Origin of the sequence: Pelomicrobium sp. G1, assembly GCF_051905455.1 — a bacterium.
Lineage (GTDB): Bacteria > Pseudomonadota > Gammaproteobacteria > Burkholderiales > UBA6910 > Pelomicrobium.
On the sequence record NZ_JBQACR010000008.1, the window covers coordinates 67,148 to 91,976 of the forward strand.

A 24,829-nucleotide genomic window follows, 5' to 3' on the forward strand; every position below is an offset into this window, starting at 1 on the left:
TATGACCTCCCGGCTCGACACGCTTGCCCAGGCCCTGCGGGATGTCCTCGGGGCGAGGCTCAAGTCCCTGAAAAGAGCGCTGGGAGAGTTCACTCTCACCGTCGTCGCGACGGACTTGCTGGAAGCGATGCGCACGCTGCGCGACGATCCGCGGTTGCGTTTCGAGCAGCTGATCGACCTGTGCGGCGTCGATTACCGGGACTACAAGAACGGCCTGTGGGAGGGCCAGCGTTTCGCCGTCGTCTATCATCTCCTCTCCCTGACCTACAACTGGCGGCTGCGGGTGCGCGCCTTCGCCGAGAGCGACGAATTCCCGGTGCTCGATTCGGTAGTGGAGCTGTGGCCCGCAGCCAACTGGTACGAGCGCGAGGCCTTCGACCTGTACGGCATCGTTTTCACCGGCCACCCGGACCTGCGCCGCATCCTGACCGACTACGGCTTCATCGGCCATCCGTTCCGCAAGGACTTCCCCCTGTCCGGCTACGTGGAGATGCGCTACGACCCCGACCTGCAGCGGGTGATCTATCAGCCCGTCACCATCGAGCCGCGGGAGATCGTGCCGCGCATCGTCCGCGAAGAGACCTACGCGGACATCGGCGGGAACCAGGAAGCGCCCCGGGCACCGGGTGCCCAGTGAGGATAACGGCGGCCCATGGCTGAGATTCGCAATTACACGCTGAATTCAGCCGTGCTTTCGGGGAAGGATTACTGAGCATGGCCGAAATCAGGAACTACACGCTCAATTTTGGTCCCCAGCACCCGGCCGCCCACGGGGTGCTGCGCCTAGTCCTGGAGCTGGACGGGGAGGTGATCCAGCGGGCCGACCCCCACATCGGCCTCCTGCATCGGGCCACGGAGAAGCTCGCCGAGCACAAGACCTATATCCAGTCGGTGCCCTACATGGACCGCCTGGATTACGTCTCCATGATGGCCAACGAGCATGCCTACGTGCTGGCCATCGAGAAGCTCCTGGGGATCGAAGTGCCGATCCGGGCCCAGTACATCCGGGTCATGTTCGACGAGATCACGCGCATCCTGAACCACCTGCTGTGGCTCGGGGCCCACGGCCTGGACATCGGCGCCATGACCGTGTTCCTCTACTGCTTCCGCGAGCGCGAGGATTTGATGGACTGCTACGAGGCGGTGTCCGGGGCCCGGATGCACGCGGCCTATTACCGCCCGGGCGGCGTCTACCGGGACCTGCCCGACCGCATGCCCCAGTACCAGCCGTCCAGCATCCGCAGCGAAGCGGAGGTGAGAAAGCTCAACGAGAACCGGCAGGGGTCGCTGCTCGACTTCATCGAGGACTTTACCGAGCGCTTCCCCAAGTGCGTGGACGAATACGAGACGCTGCTCACCGACAATCGCATCTGGAAGCAGCGCACCGTGGGCATCGGGGTGGTATCCCCGGAGCGGGCGCTGGCCCTGGGCTTCACCGGCCCCATGCTGCGCGGCTCGGGTGTCGCCTGGGATCTGCGCAAGAAACAGCCCTACGAGGTGTACGACCGGCTGGAGTTCGACATCCCGGTCGGGGCGAACGGCGACTGCTACGACCGCTACCTGGTGCGCATCGAGGAGATGCGTCAATCGAACCGCATCATCAGGCAGTGCGTCGACTGGCTGCGCAAGAACCCCGGGCCGGTGATGATCGATAACTACAAGGTGGCGCCGCCTTCGCGGGTCAAGATGAAGGAGAACATGGAGGAGTTGATCCATCACTTCAAGCTCTTCACCGAGGGCGTGCACGTGCCCGAAGGCGAGGCGTATGCCGCGGTGGAGGCGCCGAAAGGGGAGTTCGGCATCTACCTGATCTCCGACGGCGCCAACAAGCCGTACCGCATGAAGATCCGCGCCCCGGGCTTTCCGCACCTGGCGGCGATGGACGAGATGGCCAGGGGTCACATGCTCGCCGACGTAGTGGCGATCATCGGCACCATGGACATCGTGTTCGGCGAGATCGACCGGTGAGGGCCAGATGAACGCTCCCATGGTGCTTTCCCCAGCGGCCCTGGCGAAGATCGACCGGGCGCTGGCCAAGTACCCCCCCGACCAGAGACGCTCGGCAGTGATGGCGGCGCTCACCGTCGCCCAGGAGGAAAAGGGCTGGCTCTCCAAAGAAACCATGGAATTCGTCGCCCAGTACCTGGGCATGCCGCCTGTCGCGGTCTTCGAGGTGGCCAGCTTCTACACCATGTACAACCTGGAGCCGGTGGGGCGCCACAAGATCACTCTCTGCACCAACCTGCCGTGCGCCCTGCAGGGCGCCCTGGAGGCCGCCGAGCGCTTGAAGAAAAAGCTCGGCATCGACTTCAACCAAACCACCCCGGACGGGCAGTTCACGCTCAAGGAAGGCGAATGCTTCGGCGCCTGTGGCGATGCGCCGGTGTGCCTGCACAACGACAAGCGCATGATGTCGTTCATGACCCCGGACAAGCTGGATGCCTGGATCGAGGAGCTGCGCAGTAAATGAACGCGCCCCTGCCTCCGTTCCCGCCAGACGTCTACGGCCCCGACGCCGTCATCCTCAAGGGCCTGAACGGCTTGAACTGGCGCCTCAGGGACTACGAGAGCCGCGACGGCTACAAGGCCTTGAGGAAGATCCTGGCCGAGAAGATCCCGCCGGAGGCGGTGATCAACGAGGTGAAGAAGTCCGCCCTGCGCGGTCGGGGCGGCGCGGGCTTTCCCACGGGCCTCAAGTGGAGCTTCATGCCCAAGGGCTACCAGGGCCAGAAGTACCTGGTGTGCAACTCCGACGAGGGGGAGCCCGGGACCTTCAAGGACCGGGACATCCTGCGCTACAACCCCCACATCGTGATCGAGGGCATGGCCATCGCCGCCTACGCCATGGGCATCAGCACGGGCTACAACTACATCCACGGCGAGATCTGGGAGATCTACGAGCGCTTCGAGGAGGCGCTGGAGGAGGCCTATCAGGCGGGCTACCTGGGGAGGAACATCCTGGGCTCGGACTTCAGCTTCGATCTGTACGCCCACCACGGCTGGGGCGCCTATATCTGCGGCGAAGAGACCGCCCTGCTGGAATCCCTGGAGGGCAAGAAGGGCCTGCCCCGGTTCAAGCCGCCGTTCCCGGCCACCTACGGCCTGTACGGCAAGCCCACCACCATCAACAACACGGAGACCTTCGCCGCCGTGCCCTGGATCGTCCTCCACGGCGGCGACGCCTTCGTGGCGCTGGGGCGGCCCAACAACGGGGGCACCAAGATCTTCTCGGTGTCGGGCCACGTGAATCGCCCCGGCAACTACGAGGTGCGGCTCGGCACGCCGTTCGCCAAGCTCCTGGAGATGGCCGGTGGGGTGCGCGGCGGGCGCAAGCTCAAGGCGGTGATCCCGGGCGGCTCCTCCATGCCGGTGCTGCCGGGCGAGGTGATGCTCGCCACCGACATGGACTACGATTCCATCGCCAAGGCGGGCTCCATGCTCGGCTCCGGCGCGGTGATCGTCATGGACGAGACTACCTGCATGGTGCGGGCCCTGCGCCGTCTGTCCTACTTCTACTTCGAGGAGTCCTGCGGCCAGTGCACGCCTTGCCGCGAGGGCACCGGCTGGCTTTACCGGGTGGTGGACCGTATCGAGACCGGCCGCGGCAAGCCCGAGGACCTGGACCTGCTGCTCTCGGTGGCGGACAACATCCTGGGGCGCACCATCTGCGCCCTCGGGGACGCGGCGGCGCTGCCGGTCAAGAGCTTCGTGACCCATTTCCGCAGCGAGTTCGAGCACCACATCGAGCACAAGCGATGCTTGGTGCAGTCGTCGATTTGAGGGGGTGCGCCGGGTGGATCGACCGAACGTGATGATCGCGCTGGAAATCGACGGCAAGCCGGTGGAGGTGCCCGCTGGCAGCACCGTGATGGAGGCGGCCAACCAGCTCGGAATCTACATCCCTTACTTCTGCTACCACAAGAAGCTGTCGATCGCCGCCAACTGCCGCATGTGCCTGGTGGAGGTGGAGAAGGCGCCCAAGCCTTTGCCCGCGTGCGCCACGCCTGTCGCCTCCGGCATGAAGGTGTACACCCGTTCGACCGTGGCGCGCAAAGCCCAAGCGGGAGTCATGGAGTTCCTGCTCATCAACCACCCCCTCGATTGCCCCATCTGCGACCAGGGCGGTGAATGCCAGCTCCAGGACCTGGCGATGGGCTACGGCATGTCCGCGTCCCGGTACGAAGAGCCCAAGCGGGTGGTGACCAACAAGAATCTGGGCCCCCTGATCGCCACCGACATGACCCGCTGCATCCACTGCACCCGCTGCGTGCGCTTCGGGCAGGAGATTGCCGGGATCATGGAGCTCGGCATGGCCCACCGGGGCGAGCACGCGGAGATCCTCACCTTCATGGGCAAGACGGTGGACTCCGAGCTCTCCGGCAACGTGATCGACCTCTGTCCTGTCGGGGCCCTCACCAGCAAGCCCTTCCGCTACACGGCGCGCCCCTGGGAGCTAGCCCGGCGCCGTTCCGTGAGTCCCCACGACGGGCTCGGCGCCAACCTGGTGGTGCAGGTGAAGGGTGACCGGGTGATGCGGGTGCTGCCGCGGGAGAACGAGGAAGTGAACGAGTGCTGGCTGGCCGACCGGGACCGGTTCTCCTACGAGGCGTTGCACGGCGAGGAGCGTCTCACCGAACCCATGGTCAAGCGCGGCGAGGACTGGGTCCCGGCAAGCTGGCAGGAGGCGCTGGAGCTCACGGCGCAGGCCTTCGACCGGATCCGCCGAGAGCACGGGCCGGAGGCCCTCGGGGCGCTCCTTTCCCCCCACAGCACCCTGGAGGAGCTCTACCTGGCGCAGAAGCTCGCCCGCGGGTTGGGCTCCGGCAACGTGGACCACCGGCTGCGCCAGTCGGACTTCAGCCTGGATCCCCACCTCAAGGGCGCCCCCTGGCTGGGCCGTCCGGTGGCGTCCCTGGACCGGCTGAAGGCGGTGCTGGTGGTGGGCAGCACGCTGCGCAAGGATCATCCGCTCCTTGCCCACCGGTTGCGCCAGGCGGTGAAGCGGGGTGGCGAGTTGAGCCTGGTGAATCCCGTGGGCGACGACCTGTTGACCCGGGTTGCCCAGGAGATGATCGTGGCGCCCCAGACCATGGCCCAGGCTCTGGGGCAGATCCTCAAGGCCCTAGCCCAGGGGAAAGGCGGGAGGCTTCCCGCCGAGGTGGAGCAGGCCATCGCGCCCCTGGAAATCTCTGCGCAGGCGCGGGCCATCGCCGAAAGCCTGGCCCGCAGCGACGCTTCCGCCGTGCTGCTGGGCAACCTGGCCCAGCACCATCCGCGTTACGGCACACTGCACCTCCTCGCCCAGTGGATCGCCGAGCTCTCTGGCGCGAGCTTCGGCGTGCTGGGGGAAGCGGCCAATAGTGTGGGCGCCTACCTGGCGGGGGCGATTCCCCATCGCGGCGCTCTGGGCGCCGCCGCCTCCCCGGGAATGAACGCCCGGGACATGCTCCTCGCGCCGCGCCGTGCCTACCTGGTGCTCAACTTGGAGCCGGCGCTGGACGCCTACGACGCTCGCCAGGCGGACCTCGCTCTAGCGAGCGCAGAGTTTACGGTGGCCCTTACGAGCTTCCGCAGCCCGGCTCTAGAGCGAGCCCATGTATGGCTGCCGATCATACCGTTCACCGAAACCCCGGGCACCTTCGTCAACACGGAGGGGCGCATCCAGTCGTTCCACGCCGTGGTACGCCCCCAGGGAGACGCCCGCCCGGCGTGGAAGGTGTTGCGCGTGCTGGGGAGCCTGCTAGGGCTGCCGGGCTTCGATTACGAAACCATCGAGGAGGTGCGCGCCGAGGCGCTCCCGCCGGATGGGGACGTGTCGGCCTACCTGGACAACGGGGCCGAGGGCCTTCCCCTGGGAGACCTGGACGGCCCGGCCGAGGTCCTGTATCGGATCGGGGAAGTGAGGATCTACGACGCCGACCCGATCGTGCGCCGGGCGCGCAGCCTGCAGCGAACCCGCGACGCGGCGCCGCCGGTGGCGTCGATGAGCGGCGCGTTGATGCGGCGGCTCGGGCTCAAGGAAGGCGACCGGGCGAGGATCGTCCAAGCGGGGGGCAGTGCGGTGCTGGAAGTGGTGCGGGATGATCGCCTCCCGGACGCCTGCGTGCGGGTGCCGGCGGCCCATTCCCTCACCCGGGATCTGGGCGGCATGCTCGACCCGGTGAGCATGGAGCGCGTGCCGTCGTGAGACGCTAGGGCGAAGCCGATGACCTTTTTCGAAGACCTTTTCGGACCCACCTGGCCCGCGGTCTGGACCCTGGCCAAGATCGTGGCGATCGTGGTGCCGCTGCTCCTGTGCGTGGCCTACCTCACCTACGCCGAGCGCAAGCTGATCGGCTACATGCAGGTGCGCATCGGCCCGAACCGGGTGGGCCCCAAGGGGTGGCTGCAGCCCATCGCCGATGCGTTGAAGCTGCTGCTCAAGGAAATCGTCATCCCCAGCGGGGCCAACAAGGTCCTGTTCGTGCTGGCGCCGGTGCTGTCCATCATGCCTGCCCTGGCGGCCTGGGCGGTGGTGCCTTTCGATCCGGACCTGGTGCTGGCCGACATCGACGCGGGATTGCTGTACGTGATGGCGCTCACCTCCATGGGCGTCTACGGCATCATCGTCGCCGGCTGGGCGTCCAACTCCAAATACGCCTTCCTGGGCGCCATGCGCTCGGCGGCCCAGATCGTCTCCTACGAGATCGCCATGGGCTTCGCTCTGGTGGGTGTGTTGATGGTGGCGGGCAGCCTCAATCTGGTGGAAATCGTCAAGGGCCAGCAAGGGGCCGGCTTCTGGTCCTGGAATCTGATCCCCCTGTTCCCCCTGTTCCTGGTGTACTTCATCTCCGGGGTGGCGGAGACCAACCGGCTGCCCTTCGACGTAGCGGAAGGGGAATCGGAGATCGTGGCCGGCTTCCACGTGGAGTACTCGGGCATGGCTTTCGCCGTCTTCTTTCTCGCCGAGTACGCCAATATGATCCTAGTGGGGGCGCTCGCCTCGGTGATGTTCCTGGGAGGGTGGCTGCCACCCTTGAACGTCGCCCCGTTCACCTGGATACCAGGCTTCGTCTGGTTCCTGATCAAGGTGGCGTTCATGGTGTTCCTGTTCCTGTGGTTCCGCGCCACCTTCCCGCGCTACCGCTACGACCAGATCATGCGCCTCGGCTGGAAGGTGTTCATTCCCGTGACGCTGGTGTGGATCGTGCTGGTGGGGGCGCTCATGCAGACGCCCCTCTGGGTGTGGTGATTGCGGGAGGAAGGATCGTGATCGAGCGCATTCGGGATTTCTTCAAAACCTTCCTGCTCCTGGAGCTGGTGAGGGGCATGATGCTCACCGGCCGTCATCTGTTCGCGCGCAAGATTACGGTGCAGTTCCCCGAGGAGAAGACGCCCCAATCCCCCCGCTTCCGCGGGCTGCACGCCTTGCGGCGCTATCCCAACGGGGAGGAGCGTTGCATCGCCTGTAAGCTGTGCGAGGCGATCTGCCCGGCGCTGGCGATCACTATCGAGTCCGAGCAGCGCGCCGACGGCACGCGCCGCACCACCCGCTACGACATCGACCTCACCAAGTGCATCTTCTGCGGTTTTTGCGAGGAGTCGTGCCCAGTGGACTCCATCGTAGAGACGCGCATCCTCGAGTACCACGGGGAGAAGCGCGGCGACCTGGTGTACACCAAGGAAATGCTGCTCGCCATCGGCGACCGCTACGAGGCGCAGATCGCGGCGGACCGGGAGGCGGACGCGCCCTATCGCTAGCCCGGACATTTCACGAAGACGCCCCGAGATGACTTTCCAGCAATTCGTGTTCTATTTCCTGGCCGCCATCCTGGTGTTCGCGGCCCTGCGGGTCATCACCGCGCGAAACCCCGTGCACTCGGCCCTGTTCCTGGTGCTCGCCTTTTTCACCTCGGCCGGGCTGTGGCTGTTGCTGGAGGCGGAATTCCTGGCCATCACTTTGGTGCTGGTGTACGTGGGGGCGGTGATGGTGCTGTTCCTGTTCGTGGTGATGATGCTCGACATCAACATCGACCGGCTGCGGGAGGGCTTCCTGCGCTGGTTTCCGTTCGGGGCCGCCCTGGCGGTCCTGATGGTGCTGGAGATGGGGCTGGTGTTGTGGGGCAAGTATTTCGCCCCCGAAGCCATGCCGGCTCCGGCCCCGCGACCCGCCGGGTACAGCAACACCAAGGAGCTGGGCCGCGTGCTCTACACCGAGTACGTGTACCCGTTCGAGCTGGCGGCCGTGCTGCTGCTGGTGGCGATCGTCGCCGCCATCGCGCTGACGCTGCGCCGGCGCAAGGACACGAAGTACGTGGATCCCGCCAAGCAGGTGGTGGTGCGCCGGGAGGAGCGGGTGCGGCTGGTGTCGATGCCGGCGGAAAAAGAACGCGGCTGAAAGCCCGGACCCGGGTGCCGGTCCGGTTCATTCTTTCTTGAAAGGAAAAGGGGAGCGCCGTTGATAACGCTGTCCGAGTACCTCGTTCTGGGGGCGATCCTGTTCGCCATCGCCGTGGTGGGGATATTCCTCAACCGCAAGAACGTGATCATCCTGCTGATGGCGATCGAGCTTATGCTGTTGGCGGTGAACATGAACTTCATCGCCTTCTCGCACTTCCTCGACGACATCGCCGGGCAGGTGTTCGTGTTCTTCATCCTGACCGTGGCGGCCGCCGAGTCGGCCATCGGTCTCGCGATCCTGGTGGTGCTGTTCCGCAATCTGCGCACCATCAACGTCGAGGACCTGGATCACCTGAAGGGCTGAGGCGTCCATGACCGGCATGCAGCAGATCTATCTCCTGGTGCCGCTGGCACCGCTCGTCGGCTCCCTCGTGGCGGGCCTGTTCGGCTGGCTGATCGGGCGCACCTGGTCCCACCGGGTGACCATCGCCCTCATGATGGTGAGCTTCGCCGCCTCGGTGGCGGTGTTCGTGGACGTGCTCCAGGGCAACACCTTCAACGGCACGGTCTACACTTGGGCCACCTCCGGGGAAGCGCGTTTCGAGATCGGCTTCCTGATCGACCGCCTCTCGGCCCTGATGATGGTGGTGGTGAACGCGGTGTCCCTACTGGTGCACATCTACACCATCGGCTACATGGAGGAGGACCCGGGCTACCAGCGGTTCTTTAGCTACATCTCCCTCTTCACCTTCTCCATGCTGATGCTGGTCATGTCCAACAACTTCCTGCAGCTTTTCTTTGGCTGGGAAGCGGTGGGCCTGGTTTCGTACCTGCTGATCGGCTTCTGGTACACGCGCCCGAGCGCGATCTACGCCAACCTCAAGGCGTTCCTGGTGAACCGGGTGGGGGACTTCGGCTTCCTGTTGGGCATCGGCATGGTGTTCTACCACTTCGGCACCTTGGATTACGTCTCGGTGTTTCAAAAGGCGCCGGAGCTGGCGGGGAGCGTCGTGGAGATCTTCCCCGGCTCGCCCTGGCTGCTCATGACGGTCATCTGCGTGCTGCTGTTCATCGGCGCCATGGGCAAATCGGCCCAGTTTCCCCTCCACGTGTGGCTGCCGGATTCCATGGAGGGCCCCACGCCCATCTCGGCCCTGATCCACGCCGCCACCATGGTGACCGCCGGCATCTTCATGGTAGCCCGCATGTCGCCCCTGTACGAGCTGTCGGAGACGGCGCTGTCTGTGGTCCTGGTGATCGGCGCCATCACCGCCTTCTTCATGGGACTGGTGGCCATCGTGCAGAACGACATCAAGCGGGTGGTGGCCTATTCCACCCTCTCCCACCTGGGCTACATGACGGTGGCGCTGGGCGCCTCCGCTTATTCGGTCGCCATCTTCCACCTCATGACCCACGCCTTCTTCAAGGCGGTGCTGTTCCTGGGCGCTGGCTCCGTGATCATCGCCATGCACCACGAGCAGGACATGAGGCGCATGGGCGGCCTGCGCAGATACATGCCCATCACCTACCTGGCGGTACTGATCGGGGGACTGGCCAACGTGGGTTTCCCGGGCTTCGGCGGCTTCTTCTCCAAGGAGGCGATCATCGAGGCGGTTCATTTGGCCGACCGTCCGGGCGCCACCTTCGCCTACTGGGCGGTTACGCTGGGCGTGTTCGTGACGGCGCTCTACACCTTTCGGCTTCTGTTTCTCACCTTCCACGGCCCGGAGCGTTTCCGCCACCCGCAGCCCCACGGGGCCCACAGCGGCCATGGGGGCGACGAGCACCACGAGGTGCACGTGCCCCACGAGTCCCCCTGGGTGGTGACCTTGCCCCTGGTGCTGCTTGCCGTGCCGTCGGTGGCGGCGGGCTGGCTGATCGGGCCGATCCTGTTCGGGGATTATTTCGGTCCGGCGATCCGCATCTCCCCTGAACACGGGGCGCTGGCGCACATGGCCGAGGAATTCCGCGGGGCGTTCGCCATGATGGCCCACGCCGTGTTCACGGCCCCGTTCTGGCTGATGGCCGCCGGCATCGCCACCGCTTGGTACCTGTACATCGTCCGCCCCGACCTGCCCGGGCTGGTCAAGGAGCGGGCCGGTCTGCTGTACGCGATCTTGGAGCGCAAGTACGGCTTCGACGAGTTCAACGACTGGTTCTTCGCCGCCGGCGCCCGCCGGCTCGGCGCCGGTCTGTGGAAGGTGGGGGACGTGAAGGTGATCGACGGCTTCATGGTCAACGGCTCGGCGTACATGGTGGCCTGGTTCTCCTCGGTCGTCCGCCGTCTGCAGTCGGGCTACATCTACCACTACGCCTTCACCATGATCATCGGCGTTTTCCTCTTGCTCACCCTGCGCGACTACCTGGGTCGCTGGCTGGGTTGGGGGGTTTGAAGGGGCTTTCGAACCCGCCGCGACGATAACCGGACCACCATGATTTTTGGCCTTCCTTTGCTCAGCGTCGTCATCTGGCTGCCCATCCTGTTCGGCGTGGCCGTCCTCGCCACCGGCGACGACCGCAGGGCGGCGCTCGCCCGCCGCCTGGCCCTGGCGGGGTCGGTGCTCGGGTTCCTGGTGGCGCTGCCCCTCTACACCCAGTTCGACCCGTCCATGGCCGGCATGCAGTTCGTGGAAAAGCACCTGTGGATCGAGCGCTTCAACGTCCACTACCACCTGGGCATCGACGGCATCTCCCTGTGGCTGATCCTGCTCAATTGCTTCACCACGCCCCTGGTGGTGCTGGCCGGCTGGCGCGTGATCGAGGAGCGCGTTTCCCAGTACATGGGCGCGTTCCTGCTCATGTCGGGGTTCATCAACGGCGCCTTCAGCGCGCTGGACGCGGTACTGTTCTACGTGTTCTGGGAGGCGCTGCTGATCCCCATGTTCATCATCATCGGGGTCTGGGGCGGCCCGAACCGGGTGTATGCGGCGGTCAAGTTTTTCCTCTACACGCTGCTCGGGTCGCTGCTCATGCTGGTGGCCTTCATCTATCTGTATCTCAAGTCCGGGGGCAGCTTCTCCATCCTGGATTACCACCGGCTGCCGCTGCCGCTCACGGTCCAGATCCTGATATTCATCGCGTTCCTGGCTGCTTTCGCGGTCAAAGTCCCCATGTGGCCGGTGCATACCTGGCTTCCGGACGCCCACGTGGAGGCTCCGACTGGCGGCTCCGTGGTGCTGGCGGCGATCCTGCTCAAGCTCGGCGGCTACGGCTTCCTGCGCCTGTCGCTGCCCATCGCTCCCGACGCGAGCCAGGTTCTGGCGGAGTTCATGATCGCCCTGTCGCTCATTGCCATCGTCTATATCGGTTTCGTGGCGCTGGTGCAAGCGGACATGAAGAAGCTCATCGCCTATTCTTCGGTCTCCCACATGGGCTTCGTCACCCTGGGCTTTTTCTTGTTCAACGCCTACGGCGTGGAAGGGGCGATCGTGCAGATGATTTCCCACGGTTTCGTCTCCGGGGCCTTGTTCCTTTGCGTCGGCGTCCTGTACGACCGGCTGCACTCCCGCCTCATCGCCGACTACGGCGGCGTGGTCAACACCATGCCGGTGTTCGCCGCCTTGTTCATGCTCTTCGCCATGGCCAACGCCGGCCTGCCGGGGACCAGCGGCTTCGTGGGCGAGTTCCTGGTCATCATGGGCGCGGTCCAGGTCAACTTCTGGTATGCCTTCTTCGCCGCCATGACCCTCGTCCTTGGGGCCGCCTACACCCTGTGGATGTACAAGCGGGTGGTATTCGGCGCCATCGCCAACGCCAAGGTGGCGGCGCTCAAGGACATTTCGGCCCGGGAGGGGCTGGTGTTGGGGCTGGTGGCTGCGGCGGTGCTGGCAATGGGCGTCTATCCGCTTCCCTTCACCGAGGCGATGCATGCCTCGGTGAACGAGCTGCTCGCCCACGTAGCGCGCGGCAAGCTGTAAGGAGGATTCGGCGTGAGCTTCGAGGTGCCCAACCTGATTCCCGTCCTTCCGGAGCTGCTGGTCCTGGCCGCCGCCTGCACGATCCTGCTGGTCGATCTTCTGATCAAGGACGAGCGCCAGGCGGCGACCTACGCCCTCACCCAGCTCACGCTGCTCGGCGCGGCCGTGCTCAGCGTCGCCACCGCCGGCGCCGAGCGGGCCTACACCATGAACGGCATGTTCGTGGACGATCCCATGGGGGACGTGCTCAAGGTCACGGTCTATATCACGGTGGCGGTGCTGCTCACCTACTCCCGCGAGTATCTGTCGGCCCGCGGGCTGCTCAAGGGCGAGTTCTTCGGCCTGGCCCTGTTGGCCACCCTGGGCATGATGGTGATGGTCTCCGCCAGCCACTTCCTAGTCCTGTACCTGGGGCTGGAACTCCTTTCCCTGAGCCTGTATTCCATGGTGGCCCTGCAGCGGGACTCCGCCGTGGCGACCGAGGCGGCGATGAAATACTTCGTCCTGGGGGCGATGGCCTCGGGGATGCTGCTGTACGGCATGTCCATGCTCTACGGCGCCACCGGCACCCTGCAGCTCGACGAGGTGCTGGCGGCCATCCAGGGCGGCGCGGCTCAGCGCACCGTGCTGGTGTTCGGCCTGGTGTTCGTGGTGGCGGGGCTGGCGTTCAAGCTGGGGGTGGTGCCTTTCCACATGTGGGTGCCGGACGTGTACCAGGGGGCGCCCACGGCCATGACCTTGTTCATCGCCTCGGCGGTGAAGCTGGCGGCATTCGGCTTCGTCATGCGCCTCCTGGTGGATGGCCTGCAACCCCTGTTCGCCGACTGGCAGGGCATGCTGGTGATCCTGGCGCTCGCCTCCATGGCGATCGGCAACGTCACCGCCATTGCCCAGAGCAACATCAAGCGCATGCTCGCTTATTCCACCATCGCCCACATGGGCTTCATGCTCCTGGGCTTTCTCTCGGGGGAGGTGAACGGCTACAGCTCGGCCATGTTCTACGTGGTGACCTACGTGCTCACCACCCTCGGGGCTTTCGGCATGGTGATGCTCCTTTCCCGGGAAGGTTTCGAGGCGGACAACCTGGACGATTTCAAGGGGTTGAACCAGCGCAATCCCTGGTATGCCTTCATCATGCTGATCCTCATGTTCTCCCTGGCCGGCGTGCCGCCTACGGTGGGCTTTTTCGCCAAGCTCTCGGTGCTGCAGGCCGCCCTGGAGGCGGGCTTCGTGTGGCTGGTGGTCGCGGCGGTGGTGCTCGCCCTGATCGGCGCCTTCTATTACCTGCGCATAGTCAAGCTCATGTATTTCGATCCGCCGGCCACCGGGGAGCCCTTGCGCCCGCAGGCGGACGTGCGCCTGATGATGGGTGCCAACGGGCTGGCGGTGCTCGCGTTAGGAATCCTGCCCCAGCCCCTCATGGCGCTGTGCGTCTTCGCCGTACAGCGGGCCTTCTGACACGGCATCCCTGCCGGGCTTGAAAAGAGCAGAGCTCGATGACCAAGCGGGACTTCACCGAAACGCGTCTGCGTTCCCGCCGTGCCTTCGAAGGCAAGCTCTTGCGGCTCGAGGTGGACGAGGTCCGCCTGCCCGACGGGACAACCGCCGTGCGCGAGCACGTGGTGCACCCGGGGGCGGTGGTGATGATCGCCTTCGTCGACGAGCGCCGGCTGCTGCTGGAGCGCCAGTACCGCTATCCTCTGGGCCGGGAGTTCTACGAGCTTCCAGCGGGGAAGATCGATCCTGGGGAGGACCCGCTGTGCACGGCCGAGCGGGAGCTCAAGGAGGAGACCGGCTACCGCGCCCGCTCCTGGGTTTGGGTGGCCACCCTGCACCCCTGCATCGGCTATTCCAACGAGCGGCTCGTCTATTACCTGGCCCGGGACCTGAGCTTCGAAGGGCACCAGCCCGACCAGGGAGAGTTTCTGGAAACCTTTGCCCTGGATCTGGGCGAGGCCCTGGAGTGGGTGCGGACCGGCCGCATCACGGACGGCAAAAGCGTCGCGGGGCTCTTCTGGGCGGAGAAGATCGTGCGCGGCGAATGGCCCCTGCCCGAGCCGGCGCGTTGAATCCCGGATCGACTTTCCTCAGCGGGATTTGAGGGCGCCGGCGGCCGGCGCTTCGGACAGGTCGACCAGGGGCACCGGGCGGCTGAAGAGGAAGCCCTGGCCGTACTGGACCCCCATGTCGAGGAGCAGCCGGACCACTTCCGCGTGCTCCACCCACTCGGCTACCACCTGGCGGTTCATGCCCCGGGCGACATCGCACACGGCCCGGATGAAGATCCGGCTGCCTTCGTCGTGGAGCAGGTCCCGGACGAACCCGCCGTCGATCTTCAGATAATCCACCGGGAAGCGCTTGAGATAGTAAAACGAGCTGAACCCCGCCCCGAAGTCGTCCAGGGCGAAATGGCAGCCCCGCTCCTTCATGCGCTGCATGAAGGAAAGGGTCACGTCCAGCTCCGACATGGCGGCGGTCTCGGTGATCTCGAACACCAGCCGCTCGGGATCGACCCCGGATTCCCCGAGCGCCGCGAGCAGGCGCCGCGTCCAGTGCTCGTCGGAAATGCTGGCGCGGGAGAGGTTCACGAAATAGCGGGCGTTGCGAGGGGCGGCGCCGCTCGCCAGGAAGCGGGTGAGCTTGCGGATCACGGCGAGATCGATGTCGCGCACCACGCCCAGGGTTTCCGCGATCTCGATGAACTCCGACGGCGGGATCAGGCTTCCGTCCTGCTCGCGGATGCGGGCCAGCACCTCGTGGTGCACCGGTTCCCCGCTCGCCAGCGCCACCACCGGCTGGGCGTAGAGCACGACCCGGTCCTCTTCCAGGACTTCCCGGAAACGCCTGGCCCAGTGCACGCGCTTGTGGGTGCTGCGCAGGCTGTTCGAATCCTGGTCGAACAGGACGCAGCGGTTGCGGCCCTGGTCCTTGGCGTGATAGAGGGCGATGTCCGCGGCCGCCAGCAGGCTGGAAAGGTCCGCCCCATGGAACGGGTACAGGGCGATGCCGATGGAAGCGGTGAGGTTGGAGAGCTTGCCCGTCCCCGCCTCGGGGGCGAACTTGTAGTGGCGCACCGCTTCCAGCACCCGTTCGGCCACGTGGTGGGCCTCAAGGCGCAGCGCCTCGGGGACCAGGATGGCGAATTCGTCGCCTCCTAGGCGGTAGACCTGGCCCGGCAGCTCCTGCAGGAGTTGTTTGAGAACCCCGGCGACGCCGACGATCAACTGGTCCCCGACCCGGTGCCCCAGGTTGTCGTTCACGTACTTGAAGTGGTCGATGTCGATGAACAGCAGCGCCCCCACGCCGCCGCCTTCCATGGCGGCCGCCAGCTCCTCTTGCAGGGACAGCCGGTTCGGCAGGTCGGTCAGGGTGTCGAACTTGGCCAGTCGCTCGATGCGCTGGGCGGCGAGCTGTTGCTCGGTGATGTCCCGGGCCGTGCCCCGGATGCCGACGATCTGGTGGCTTTCGTCGTAGGAGACCCGGGCGTTGATCCCGACCCAGCGGTCGTGACCCCGGGCCGACACGATGTGGGTCAAGTAGTTGCGTACCTCCCCCTGGCGCTTGAGCAGGGCGAGGAAACGGCGGTTGGAGATGTGGGAGGGGCGGGTTTCGAAGTCGAAGAAACAGCGCCCCAGCAAGGCCTTGGGCGGGAGCCCGAAGATGTCCTGGGCGGCGTTATTGAGGTAAGTGAAGCGGCCCAGGGCGTCGGTGGCCCAGATCAGGTCGTGGGAGGTCTCCACCAGGTCTCGGTAGCGCTGCTCGCTGTCCACCAGAAGCTGGACGATGCGCCGCTTTTCCTTGAGTTCGCGCCGAATCGTCGCCAGCTCGTCGGCCTGCTGGCGGCCCTCGCCTGCCCCCAGGCTCGCAAGTCGGTCGATGAGTTCTCGCGGATACCGGCGGTGTCCTCCCCGCGTCCGGGTCGCCACCAGGACGCCCTGCTTGTCCCAGCGACGCAGCGTCCACACGGGAATCCCCAGCCGGGCTGCGGCCTCCCGGGCGCTGTAGCCCGGGTCCTTCTCCCCCATGGAATCCTCCCTGTACTCCTCCAGGTCCCATGGTGGGGCAAACCTCGTGCCCGGTCAATGCAATTGGCGGGGAACCCCCAGGTCGTTCTGGCGAGAGACCAGCTTCTGCATGAGCCGCATGTCCCGGGAAGTGAGGCGTAAGGCGCTGTCGACCCAGATTTCCACCACGTCCAGCAGCTCGGAGAAGTCCAGCCGGTGCACCCGCCGCCGGGCGCGGTACATGGCGTTCAGGCCGTTGCGGTTGCGGGACTGGCTGCGGATCAGGGCCGCCACCTCGGCCGCTCCCTGGCCGTCTTCGCATACCACATCCACCACGCCCATTTCCCGCATTTCCTGGGCGCTGTAGACCTTGCCGCTGGCGATCAGTTGCTCGGTGAGCTTCTGCCCCACCTTGCGCTCGAGGAACGAGTAGGCTCCCATGCCGGGGAAAAGGTTGAAAAGGATCTCCGGAAAGCCGAACCGGCTGCTCGCCTCGGCCACGATGAGGTCGCTGGAGAGGGCGCACTCGAAGCCGCCGCCCAGGCACTCCCCCTGGACCAGGGAGATGGTGGTGATGGGAAGGTCATAGCCCACGTAGTTGCGGTACAGCACGTCGATGCAGGCACGCCCGTACATGAGGAGCCCCTGCCGGTCGCGGCGCTCGATCAGGGCCACGAACAGGTCCAGGTCCCCGCCCAGGTTGAATACCCCCGGCGTTGCCGAGCTGAGGACGGAGTAGGCGATGGGGAGCTTTTCCCCGTCCACCGAGAGCTCGGCGCCGCTCATGTCCACCAGGTCGCAGTAGCTGCGCAGATCCCGCAGGAGGGCTGGATTGAAGCAGGGCCTGGGGGAGGGTTTCCACTGCAGCCAGAGCGCTTGCTGCTCTCGCTCGTAGCGCGCCGCCAGCTGGGGCGAGAAGCGGATTTCCCTCTGATTGTTAAATGCCGGGCCGACAACCCCCTGGCGCGGCGCTTCCAGCAGTTGGACGGGGATGTTCATTTCCATAAGGGAGCTCCTGGGATTTGTGGGATGGAATTGTCATGGGGGCCGCATAAAAAGGTGGGCACCCTCAATCATTTAAGAGCAAGCTCCGGCGGATTGCAAATCTAACAATTTGTTAAGTTTTGATTTCGGATGAGCGGACGGATGGTGATTGGCGGGCTGTTTCGAGCCGGACGCCCTGGGGAATGTGAACGATTTGATAAATTTAAAAAATTTGTGGCTCGCGCCGCATCAGTGCACGGGCGGGCAAGAGGCTCGTCATCACAAAGGCAGGCCAGGGCGAATCAGCGAGGCCACAGAAGTTCAACGGCATCTAGGGAGATCTTGAAGTTTTCCGATTCGCCCCTAATTCTTTAAATTATTTGATAAAAAAGGAACAAGGCGGTCCCATGCCCCCGGTCAAGGAAACCCTGGGCTTCCAGGCGGAAGTCAAGCAGCTCCTGAATCTCCTCGCCCATTCCCTGTACTCCCAGAAGGAGATCTTTCTGCGGGAGCTCATCTCCAACGCCTCCGACGCCTGCGACAAGCTGCGCTTCGAGGCCATGGGCGACCCGGTGCTGTACGAAAACGACCCGGATCTCTACATCCGGGTGACCTACGACAAGGCTGCCCGCACCATCACGGTGGCCGACAACGGCATCGGCATGTCGCGCCAGGAGGTGATCGAGAACATCGGCACCATCGCCAAGTCCGGGACGCGGGAATTCCTCGAGCGGTTGACCGGAGATCAGGCGCGGGATGCCCACTTGATCGGCCAGTTCGGGGTGGGCTTTTACTCGTCCTTCATCGTGGCGGACCGGGTGACCCTCATCACCCGGCGCGCGGGGCTCACCCCGGAGCACGGGGTCCGGTGGGAGTCCACCGGGGAAGGGGAGTACACCATCGAGACGGTGGAGCGACCCCAGCGGGGCACGGAAGTGATCCTGCACCTGCGGGAGGGGGAGGACGATCTCCTCTCCGGGGAGCGGCTGCGGGCCATCATTCGCAAGTACTCGGATCACATCACGCTGCCTATCCGCATGCCCAAGGAAGAGTGGGACAAGGACCGGCGCGAGTACCTGCCCAAGGGGGAGGACGAGACGGTCAACCGGGCCTCCGCCCTGTGGACGCGGCCCAAGGGGGAGATCTCCCGGGAGCAGTACGAGGAGTTCTACAAGCACGTGGCCCACGACGTGGAGCCGCCCCTCGCCTGGGTGCACGCCCGCATGGAAGGCAAGACCGAGTACACCCTGCTCCTCTACATTCCCTCCCGGGCACCGTTCGACCTGTGGGACCGGGAGCATCGCCGGGGCGTGAAGCTCTACGTGCGCCGCGTGTTCATCATGGACGACGCCGAGCAGCTCGTGCCTTACTACCTGCGCTTCGTCCGCGGTGTGGTGGACGCAGCCGACCTGCCCCTCAACGTCTCCCGGGAGATGCTGCAGCAGTCCAAGGACATCGAGACGATCCGCGCGGGTTGCGTGAAGCGGGTGCTCGGCTTGCTGGAGGAGCTGGCGCAGAACGAGCCCGAGAAATACGCCGTCTTCTGGGGCGAATTCGGGCGGGTGCTCAAGGAAGGCGTGGGCGAGGATCCGGCCAACCGGGACCGGATCGCGCGGCTGCTGCGCTTCGCTTCCACCCACGCGGACACCGACGCCCAGACGGTGTCCCTGGCCGACTACGTGTCCCGCATGAAGGAGGGGCAGGAAAAAATCTATTACCTCACCGCCGAGAGCTTCCCCGCGGCGAGGAACAGCCCCCACCTGGAGATCTTCCGCAAGAAAGGCGTGGAAGTGTTGCTCCTGTACGACCGGGTGGACGAGTGGGTGGTGGCCAACCTGCCAGCCTTCGAGGGCAAGCCGCTGCAATCGGTGGCCAAGGGCGAGCTGGATCTGGGCAAGCTGGAAGACGAGACGGAGCGAAAAGGGCGCGAGCGGGAGGAGCGGGAGTCCAGGGAGCTGGTGTCCCGCCTCCAGGAGGCCCTGGGCGAGCGGGTGAAGGAAGTGCGGGTGAGCCACCGCTTGACCGAATCCCCCGCCTGCCTGGTGGTGGATGCCCATGCCATCGGCATGAACCTGGAGCGGTTGCTCAAGCTCGCCGGCCAGAAGGTGCCGCCCGCTCGGCCCATCCTGGAGATCAATCCGCGCCATCCCCTGGTGGAGCGCCTGAAAAAAGAGCCGCCGGGGGATCGCTTCACGGACTGGGCTCACCTGCTGTTCGAGCAGGCCCTGCTCGCCGAGGGCGGGCAGCTCGACGATCCCGGGGCCTTCGTCCGGCGGCTCAACCAGTTGATGCTGGCCTTGGCCGGCGAGGAAAGCCGCATCTGGGTCCCGGGGAAGGATTGACGGTTTGACGCTCGTGCGGGAAAGGTGAAGGGGCGCAGAGAAAAAATTTCAAGAAAACTAGCCGGGCGCCACCAGGTCCCGGTAGGCGTGCCACAGGGCGTGGCCGGCGAGGGGGGCGGCGAACACCAGCCCCACGTAGAACGGCAGCATGCCGGCGCCGAGGAGGGCGGCGAGCATGGCGGCCAGCAGCGCCATGGCTCTCGGGTTGCGCCGGCAGGCGCAGAGGCTGGCGCGGATGGCGGTGAAGGCGTCTACCCGGCGGGCGAGCAGCAGGGGCAGCGCGACGGCGCTGCCGGCGAAGGCGAACCCGCCGAACAGGGCCGCCGCGCCCCAATAGACCACCAGGAACTCGTAGGTTAGCCTGGAAAAAATTCCCTCTCGCAGGAGCCCTCCCGGTGCCGGCTCGGCGCCGGAGAAGGAAAGGGCCGCGATTCCCGCCGACAGGCGAAGCCAGAGCGTCGCCCCGAGGGCGCACAGGACGGCGAACGTGCAGACGCCGGCTGGATTGCCGCGCCAAGCGGTGAGGGTCGCGGCGAAGTGTACTGGGAGACTGCGCTCCAGGCGCCTGCTCGCCTCCTGCAGCCCGATGACGAGCAGGGGCGTCACCAGGGCGAAGGCGACGGCTAGGCCCCGCGCCACCTCGGGCCGTTCGTGGAAATAGATGTGGAGAAGGATTCCCATCATGGCGAACAGGGCGCCGTGGGACAAGCTGACCGAGGGCGAGCGCTTCAGGTCGTTCCAGCCCGCCCGCACCCAGGCGAAGGGGGATTCCGGCGGCACGGAGCGAACGGTAAAGAACGCGCCGGGCGGGCGGCCCGGCATGGGGGCGTGGGGCGGCCAGGTCTCCTTCGCCGGCTCGGGCACGGGCGGCTCCCTGCGCGGGTTTCAGCGGGGCACGGCGAGGGTTCCCAGGACCCTCAGCCCGCCGGTCCCATCCGGTTCCACGACCACCATCTCTGCCGAGGCCGGCGAGACGCCGGTCAGGTCGCGGATGTTGAAATTGTGGGTCACCAGGACGCGGTTGCCGCCCCTGGGCGGGTTTGCCAGGAGATATTCCAGCACAGCCCGGTTCTTGTCCTCGCGCCTTTGGGCGCGATCGTTATAGGTGGAGTCAAGCGCCGGCCACGGGTCGGCGTTGCCGAAGGCGAGCCGGGCGGTCTCCAGGCACCGGCACCACCGGCTCGAGCGCACTTCCCCCACCGGGATCTGCCGGCGCCGGAACGCTTCGCCGATGCGCCGAGCCTGGGCCTGCCCTTCGAAGGAGAGATTGCGCTGGGTGCGGCAATCTTCCAGTTTAAAGTTTTCCGGGTCGCCGGTGCCTGGGGCGAGGGAATGACGAACGAATATCGTGTAGCGGCCCTCCTGGAGCTTCAGCCACAACGCTTCTTCGCCGGCGCCCGCCGCTGCGGCCGCGAGGCAGAGGGCAAGGAGCAGAGCCCAGGTCCTCAGCCCAGGGAATTTAGTCATCACAGCTACCCGATACTCGGCCGAAAGGGCGTCAGTTCACCCTCCCCAGGCGCCCGTTGTGGCTGCCCATGTACCACAGCCGGCCCTCACCATCCACCACCATCTTGCGGATGCCCAGCCCACGGGACGGAAGCTTCACCACCTTGAGGTCGCCGGTACGGGGGTCGAGCCGCACCACCGTGTCGGTGTGGATCTCGTTGGCCCACACCACGCCCGCCCCGTCCACGGTGACCGCGTACGGGCCGCCGTTGTCCCCGGCCGGCAGCCGGACCTCCTGCAGCAGGCGGCCGGCGGAGGGATCGATCCGGACGAGCTTCCCTGCACCGTACAACGTCACCCACAAGGTGCCGTCGGGGCTGGCCGCGATCCGCCGGGGCCGGGAGCCCGGAGGCATGTCCAGGGTGGCGAGCGCCCCGGTCCGGGGATCGATCTTGGCGAGCTTGTCGGCCCGGATGAGGCACACCCAGACGTTTCCCGCCTTGTCCAGGGCGATGCCGTAGGGCCCTCCCTTGGCCGGGTATTCCATGGTCTTTCCGGTGGCCCGCTCCAGGCGTCCCACCCGGTCGCCGCCCTGCACCGTGAACCAGAGGTGCTTTTGTTCCTCGTCGATCACGATAGTGTGGGGATCGCCGCCGGAGGGCAGCTTGAACTCGGTGACCCGGCCCGTCTTCGGGTCGAGGCGCCCGATGGTGCCGTTGCCGTTGCCCGTATACCACACCATGCCGTCCCGGTCCACCAGCAGGCCGTGGGGATGGGCGCGGGGCGGCAGCTCCCACTCGGTGAACTGCTCGCTCCGGGGATCGAAGCGGGCGATCTTGTTTCCGTGCATGACGGCGATGAACACCGAGCCGTCCGGCGCGATGGCAGGATCCCGGGCGAACTCGGGAGTGGGCACCGCCCATTCGGACACCTGTCCCGTGAAGGCGGGGGCGATACCCGGGGACACGCCGTAATTGGAACCCCCGGCGTGAGCGGGGGCGGTGGCCGCTAGCAGGGCGGCCGTGGCGGCGAGCACAGCAGCTTTCACGGCGTTCTCCGCGGGTTAATGCCAGTGTCCATGGATGCGCCAGCGGGGCGAGCGCGTCACCGGAGGCAGCTCCCGCAGCAAAGGCAGGTCCCATGAAGCGCTCCACGAGGCGGAAGGGGTCTGGGCCAGGGCGAGCAGCCGCCGTATCCGTTCCCGGGTGGGGGGGTGGGTGCGCAGCACGGCGGGCTCCGGCGCGTGGCGGCCCGGGAAAAAGATCTGCTCGAACCAGGAACGGGGGTGGCGTTCCAGCTTTTCCAGGGCGGAGGCGAGCCCCAGGGGATCGCCGGTCAGCTCCGCGGCCAGGCGGTCGGCGTCGTATTCCCGCACCCGGGACAGGCCCAATTGCAGCAGCGTCGCCAGGTGGGGAGCCGCGGCAAGCACCAGTAGCGCCGCCCACGGTGTCTCGTAGCCGGCGACGAAGGCGGCCGGGAGCGCCACCACCAGGAGCATCAAGCCGGTGAGGGAAAGAAACGCGGTCATGCGGTTCACCACGTCCGCAAGCTGCATCACCCAGATGTCGTTGTTGACCACGTGGGCGATCTCGTGGGCGAGAACGCCCGTCAGCTCCCGGGGGGTCATGGTCCGCAACAGCCCGTCGGTCAGGGCGATGGCCGCGCCGGAGCGGCTGCCTACCGTGAAGGCGTTGAGGGCAGCCGAAGGCACGTAGTAGAGCCGCGGGACGGCGGGCAACTCCGCGCGGCGGGCGAGGGTCTGGGCCAGCGCGTAGAGATCCGGCGCAAGGAAAGGCGCGATCTCCCGCGCCCCGTAGGCCCGCAGGACCCATTGGGGCGAAAGTTTAGGCCCCAGGACCAGGGCGAGGGGCACCAGGGCCGCGAACCAGACGAGCCCTTCCACGCCGGCGATCAGCCAGCCCACCAGCCCGGCGATCGTCGCCATCGCGGCGAGCAGGGCCGCTGACTGTAAGGCGTTATAGAGGCGATGCCGGAAAGCTTGGCCGCGGTCCATGGCGCTTCACGAATTGAGAGTGGAGACGGGCGCTGCGGGTTTCCAGCCCGAAGGGCCGCGCCGGACCCGGGCGGCTCCCGGGGCGGTCGCCCGCCGGATCAGCGGCCCCGCCAGCGGGGGGTGCGCTTCTCGATGAAGGCGTCGATACCTTCCATGGCGTCCTCGGCCATCATGTTGCAGGTCATGGCCTCGGACGCGAGCCGGTAGGCCTCCTCCAGCCCGGTCTCCAGTTGCCGGTAGAACAGGCGCTTGCCGGTGGCGACGGCCACGGGGGACTTGGAGACGATGGCCTGGCACAGCCGACCCACTTCCTCGTCCAGCTTGTCCGCCGGCGCCACCCGGTTCACCAGCCCCCGCGCCAGGGCGGTGTGGGCGTCGATGAACTCGCCGGTCATCAGCATCTCCATGGCCTGCTTGCGGGAGACGTTGCGGGACAAGGCCACGCCCGGGGTGGAGCAGAACAGCCCGAAGTTGATGCCGGAGGTGGCGAAACGGGCTTCTTCGGAAGCCACCGCCAGGTCGCACTGGGCCACCAACTGGCAGCCGGCGGCCGTGGCCAGCCCGTGGACTCGGGCGATGACCGGCTGGGGAATGCGGGTGAGGGTGAGCATCATGCGGCTGCACTGGTCGAAGAGGGCGCGGATGAAGGCCGGGTCGGGATTGGCGCGCATCTCCTTGAGATCGTGGCCCGGGCAGAAGGCCTTGCCCGCGCCGGCAATGACCACCACCCGGACGGTCGCATCGGCGGCGATGGCGTCCAGGGCCTCCTGCAGCGCTTCCAGCAAAGCTCGGTTGAGGGCGTTGTAGGCCTTCGGGCGGTTGAGGGTCAGGGTGGCGACGCCTTCAGCGTCATGCCGCAGCAGGAGGGGCTCTTCGCTCTGGAGGACGGGGACGGTGCTCACGGGAAAATCCTCCTCTGGTCTGGGACAAAGCCCATTATAAAAAGGCGAGCCAGGGCAGGACCAGCGGGGCTTCAGCGAAGCGCCAGGGCGCTAGCGAGCGTTCCCAGGCCGATCCCTGCAGGGAGCGAGGGTCACCGGCCCCTGGTGTCCCCCCACGTAGCGGGCCAAGGGCCGACAGGCCCCTTCCAGGCAGAGCTGGTAGTCGGGCGTGAACTCGGAATTGGCGAGGGTCAGCCGCTCCAGGGGCGGCAGCGTCCCGGCGTAACGCCACCATCCGCCGGCGTAGCGGGCGTGGGGTGGCGGTTCCATGCCCGCGCCGGAGCCCTGGACCCGGGCTTCCACCAGCACCAGCCGGCCGTTCACCGCCCGGTAATCTTCTTCCCAGCGGATCTTTTCCACCGAGTGGTCCCAGGCCAGGGTCAGGGCGGGGCCCAGCAACCACCAAGTGCCGCCGGCGATCAGGCAGATCATCGCCCGTCAGAAGCCCTCGCGGTAGACCCGGACCACCTCCCGCAGCATGGGGCGGATGGGCACGTCGGCGGCCAGGGCGTCGATGTCGTCGAAGAAGGGCGGCGAATCGGCGCCGGGAGGCCGGCAGGTTCCCCCCTCGAGGCCGGCCAGCAGTCGCCGCAGCCCCGCCAGGATACGCTCCATGGGCGGGCGATAGCGCTCCCAGTTCTCCTCGGGATCGGCGTCGTCGATGCAAGCGAGAAAGTCATCCGCCTCCTCGATGGCCTCGGCCACCAGGGCGATATAGGCTTCCAGGGTGCGCGGGGACTCCATGGCTACTTCTTCACCACCTTCACCGCGATTTCCTCGAGCTTCTTCGCTCGGACGACTG

At 66.3% G+C, this 24,829-nt stretch carries 23 protein-coding genes; 14 read left to right on the forward strand and 9 right to left on the reverse strand.

The genetic code is table 11. The features are described from left to right. Position 1 precedes the first annotated feature (1 nt). From ACTFO6_RS09355 to ACTFO6_RS09415, 13 genes are all read left to right on the forward strand, one after another. Entirely contained in the window at positions 2–637 is a 636-nt protein-coding gene (locus ACTFO6_RS09355; protein ID WP_439934191.1) for an NADH-quinone oxidoreductase subunit C, read from the forward strand. Between the two features lie 77 nt (positions 638–714). Continuing rightward, entirely contained in the window at positions 715–1,968 is a 1,254-nt protein-coding gene (locus ACTFO6_RS09360) for an NADH-quinone oxidoreductase subunit D (protein ID WP_439934192.1), read from the forward strand. A 22-nt stretch (positions 1,969–1,990) separates the two neighbouring features. Further along, on the forward strand, positions 1,991–2,470 hold the full coding sequence (nuoE, locus tag ACTFO6_RS09365; RefSeq protein WP_439934291.1) for an NADH-quinone oxidoreductase subunit NuoE: 480 nt from the start codon (positions 1,991–1,993) through the stop codon (positions 2,468–2,470). Then, positions 2,467–3,780 (forward strand): NADH-quinone oxidoreductase subunit NuoF, encoded by a 1,314-nt coding sequence (nuoF, locus tag ACTFO6_RS09370; RefSeq protein WP_439934193.1) that lies wholly within the window; start codon positions 2,467–2,469, stop codon positions 3,778–3,780. Before nuoE ends, nuoF begins: the two co-directional genes overlap by 4 nt. A gap of 31 nt (positions 3,781–3,811) precedes the next feature. Further along, positions 3,812–6,187, forward strand: a complete 2,376-nt coding sequence (gene nuoG, locus ACTFO6_RS09375) for an NADH-quinone oxidoreductase subunit NuoG (protein WP_439934292.1) — start codon at positions 3,812–3,814, stop codon at positions 6,185–6,187. Between the two features lie 18 nt (positions 6,188–6,205). Further along, positions 6,206–7,231: an NADH-quinone oxidoreductase subunit NuoH gene (gene nuoH, locus ACTFO6_RS09380; RefSeq protein ID WP_439934194.1), complete on the forward strand. Its 1,026-nt coding sequence runs from the start codon at positions 6,206–6,208 to the stop codon at positions 7,229–7,231. Positions 7,232–7,251: 20 nt separating this feature from the next. After that, positions 7,252–7,740 (forward strand): NADH-quinone oxidoreductase subunit NuoI, encoded by a 489-nt coding sequence (gene nuoI / locus ACTFO6_RS09385; RefSeq protein WP_439934293.1) that lies wholly within the window; start codon positions 7,252–7,254, stop codon positions 7,738–7,740. 28 nt (positions 7,741–7,768) lie between these two features. After that, entirely contained in the window at positions 7,769–8,377 is a 609-nt protein-coding gene (locus tag ACTFO6_RS09390) for an NADH-quinone oxidoreductase subunit J (RefSeq protein ID WP_439934195.1), read from the forward strand. Between the two features lie 60 nt (positions 8,378–8,437). Next, positions 8,438–8,743, forward strand: coding sequence for an NADH-quinone oxidoreductase subunit NuoK (gene nuoK, locus ACTFO6_RS09395; RefSeq protein ID WP_439934196.1), 306 nt, complete (start codon positions 8,438–8,440; stop codon positions 8,741–8,743). A gap of 7 nt (positions 8,744–8,750) precedes the next feature. Then, the gene (gene nuoL, locus ACTFO6_RS09400; RefSeq protein ID WP_439934197.1) at positions 8,751–10,772 is read left to right on the forward strand and encodes an NADH-quinone oxidoreductase subunit L; all 2,022 of its coding nucleotides are present in this window, start codon (positions 8,751–8,753) and stop codon (positions 10,770–10,772) included. A 39-nt stretch (positions 10,773–10,811) separates the two neighbouring features. After that, positions 10,812–12,296 (forward strand): NADH-quinone oxidoreductase subunit M, encoded by a 1,485-nt coding sequence (locus tag ACTFO6_RS09405; protein WP_439934198.1) that lies wholly within the window; start codon positions 10,812–10,814, stop codon positions 12,294–12,296. Between the two features lie 12 nt (positions 12,297–12,308). Continuing rightward, positions 12,309–13,754: an NADH-quinone oxidoreductase subunit NuoN gene (gene nuoN, locus ACTFO6_RS09410; protein ID WP_439934199.1), complete on the forward strand. Its 1,446-nt coding sequence runs from the start codon at positions 12,309–12,311 to the stop codon at positions 13,752–13,754. Positions 13,755–13,792: 38 nt separating this feature from the next. After that, positions 13,793–14,365 carry an NUDIX domain-containing protein gene (locus ACTFO6_RS09415; protein WP_439934200.1) on the forward strand — a complete coding sequence of 191 codons (573 nt, stop codon included), beginning with the start codon at positions 13,793–13,795 and terminating at the stop codon, positions 14,363–14,365. An 18-nt stretch (positions 14,366–14,383) separates the two neighbouring features. Here ACTFO6_RS09415 and ACTFO6_RS09420 read toward each other — a convergent pair whose 3' ends face one another. Together ACTFO6_RS09420 and ACTFO6_RS09425 are read right to left on the reverse strand one after the other, a co-directional pair. Further along, positions 14,384–16,321, reverse strand: a complete 1,938-nt coding sequence (locus ACTFO6_RS09420; protein WP_439934201.1) for a putative bifunctional diguanylate cyclase/phosphodiesterase — start codon at positions 16,319–16,321, stop codon at positions 14,384–14,386. Positions 16,322–16,375: 54 nt separating this feature from the next. Next, positions 16,376–17,305, reverse strand: coding sequence for a crotonase/enoyl-CoA hydratase family protein (locus tag ACTFO6_RS09425; protein WP_439934202.1), 930 nt, complete (start codon positions 17,303–17,305; stop codon positions 16,376–16,378). Positions 17,306–17,691: 386 nt separating this feature from the next. Here ACTFO6_RS09425 and htpG point away from each other — a divergent pair, with 386 nt between their 5' ends. Beyond that, complete coding sequence (gene htpG / locus ACTFO6_RS09430) at positions 17,692–19,626, forward strand: molecular chaperone HtpG (RefSeq protein ID WP_439934203.1); 1,935 nt, start codon at positions 17,692–17,694, stop codon at positions 19,624–19,626. Positions 19,627–19,683: 57 nt separating this feature from the next. Here htpG and ACTFO6_RS09435 read toward each other — a convergent pair whose 3' ends face one another. From ACTFO6_RS09435 to ACTFO6_RS09465, 7 genes are all read right to left on the reverse strand, one after another. Then, entirely contained in the window at positions 19,684–20,490 is an 807-nt protein-coding gene (locus ACTFO6_RS09435) for a DUF2189 domain-containing protein (protein WP_439934204.1), read from the reverse strand. 21 nt (positions 20,491–20,511) lie between these two features. Continuing rightward, positions 20,512–21,093: a histidine phosphatase family protein gene (locus ACTFO6_RS09440; RefSeq protein WP_439934205.1), complete on the reverse strand. Its 582-nt coding sequence runs from the start codon at positions 21,091–21,093 to the stop codon at positions 20,512–20,514. Positions 21,094–21,124: 31 nt separating this feature from the next. Next, positions 21,125–22,120, reverse strand: a complete 996-nt coding sequence (locus ACTFO6_RS09445) for a Vgb family protein (protein WP_439934206.1) — start codon at positions 22,118–22,120, stop codon at positions 21,125–21,127. Positions 22,121–22,135: 15 nt separating this feature from the next. Further along, positions 22,136–23,086, reverse strand: coding sequence for a zinc metalloprotease HtpX (locus tag ACTFO6_RS09450; RefSeq protein WP_439934207.1), 951 nt, complete (start codon positions 23,084–23,086; stop codon positions 22,136–22,138). 98 nt (positions 23,087–23,184) lie between these two features. After that, positions 23,185–23,988, reverse strand: coding sequence for an enoyl-CoA hydratase (locus ACTFO6_RS09455; protein ID WP_439934208.1), 804 nt, complete (start codon positions 23,986–23,988; stop codon positions 23,185–23,187). 90 nt (positions 23,989–24,078) lie between these two features. Beyond that, positions 24,079–24,459 (reverse strand): DUF1850 domain-containing protein, encoded by a 381-nt coding sequence (locus ACTFO6_RS09460; protein ID WP_439934209.1) that lies wholly within the window; start codon positions 24,457–24,459, stop codon positions 24,079–24,081. A 6-nt stretch (positions 24,460–24,465) separates the two neighbouring features. Continuing rightward, complete coding sequence (locus ACTFO6_RS09465) at positions 24,466–24,771, reverse strand: hypothetical protein (protein WP_439934210.1); 306 nt, start codon at positions 24,769–24,771, stop codon at positions 24,466–24,468. Positions 24,772–24,829: the final 58 nt, after the last annotated feature.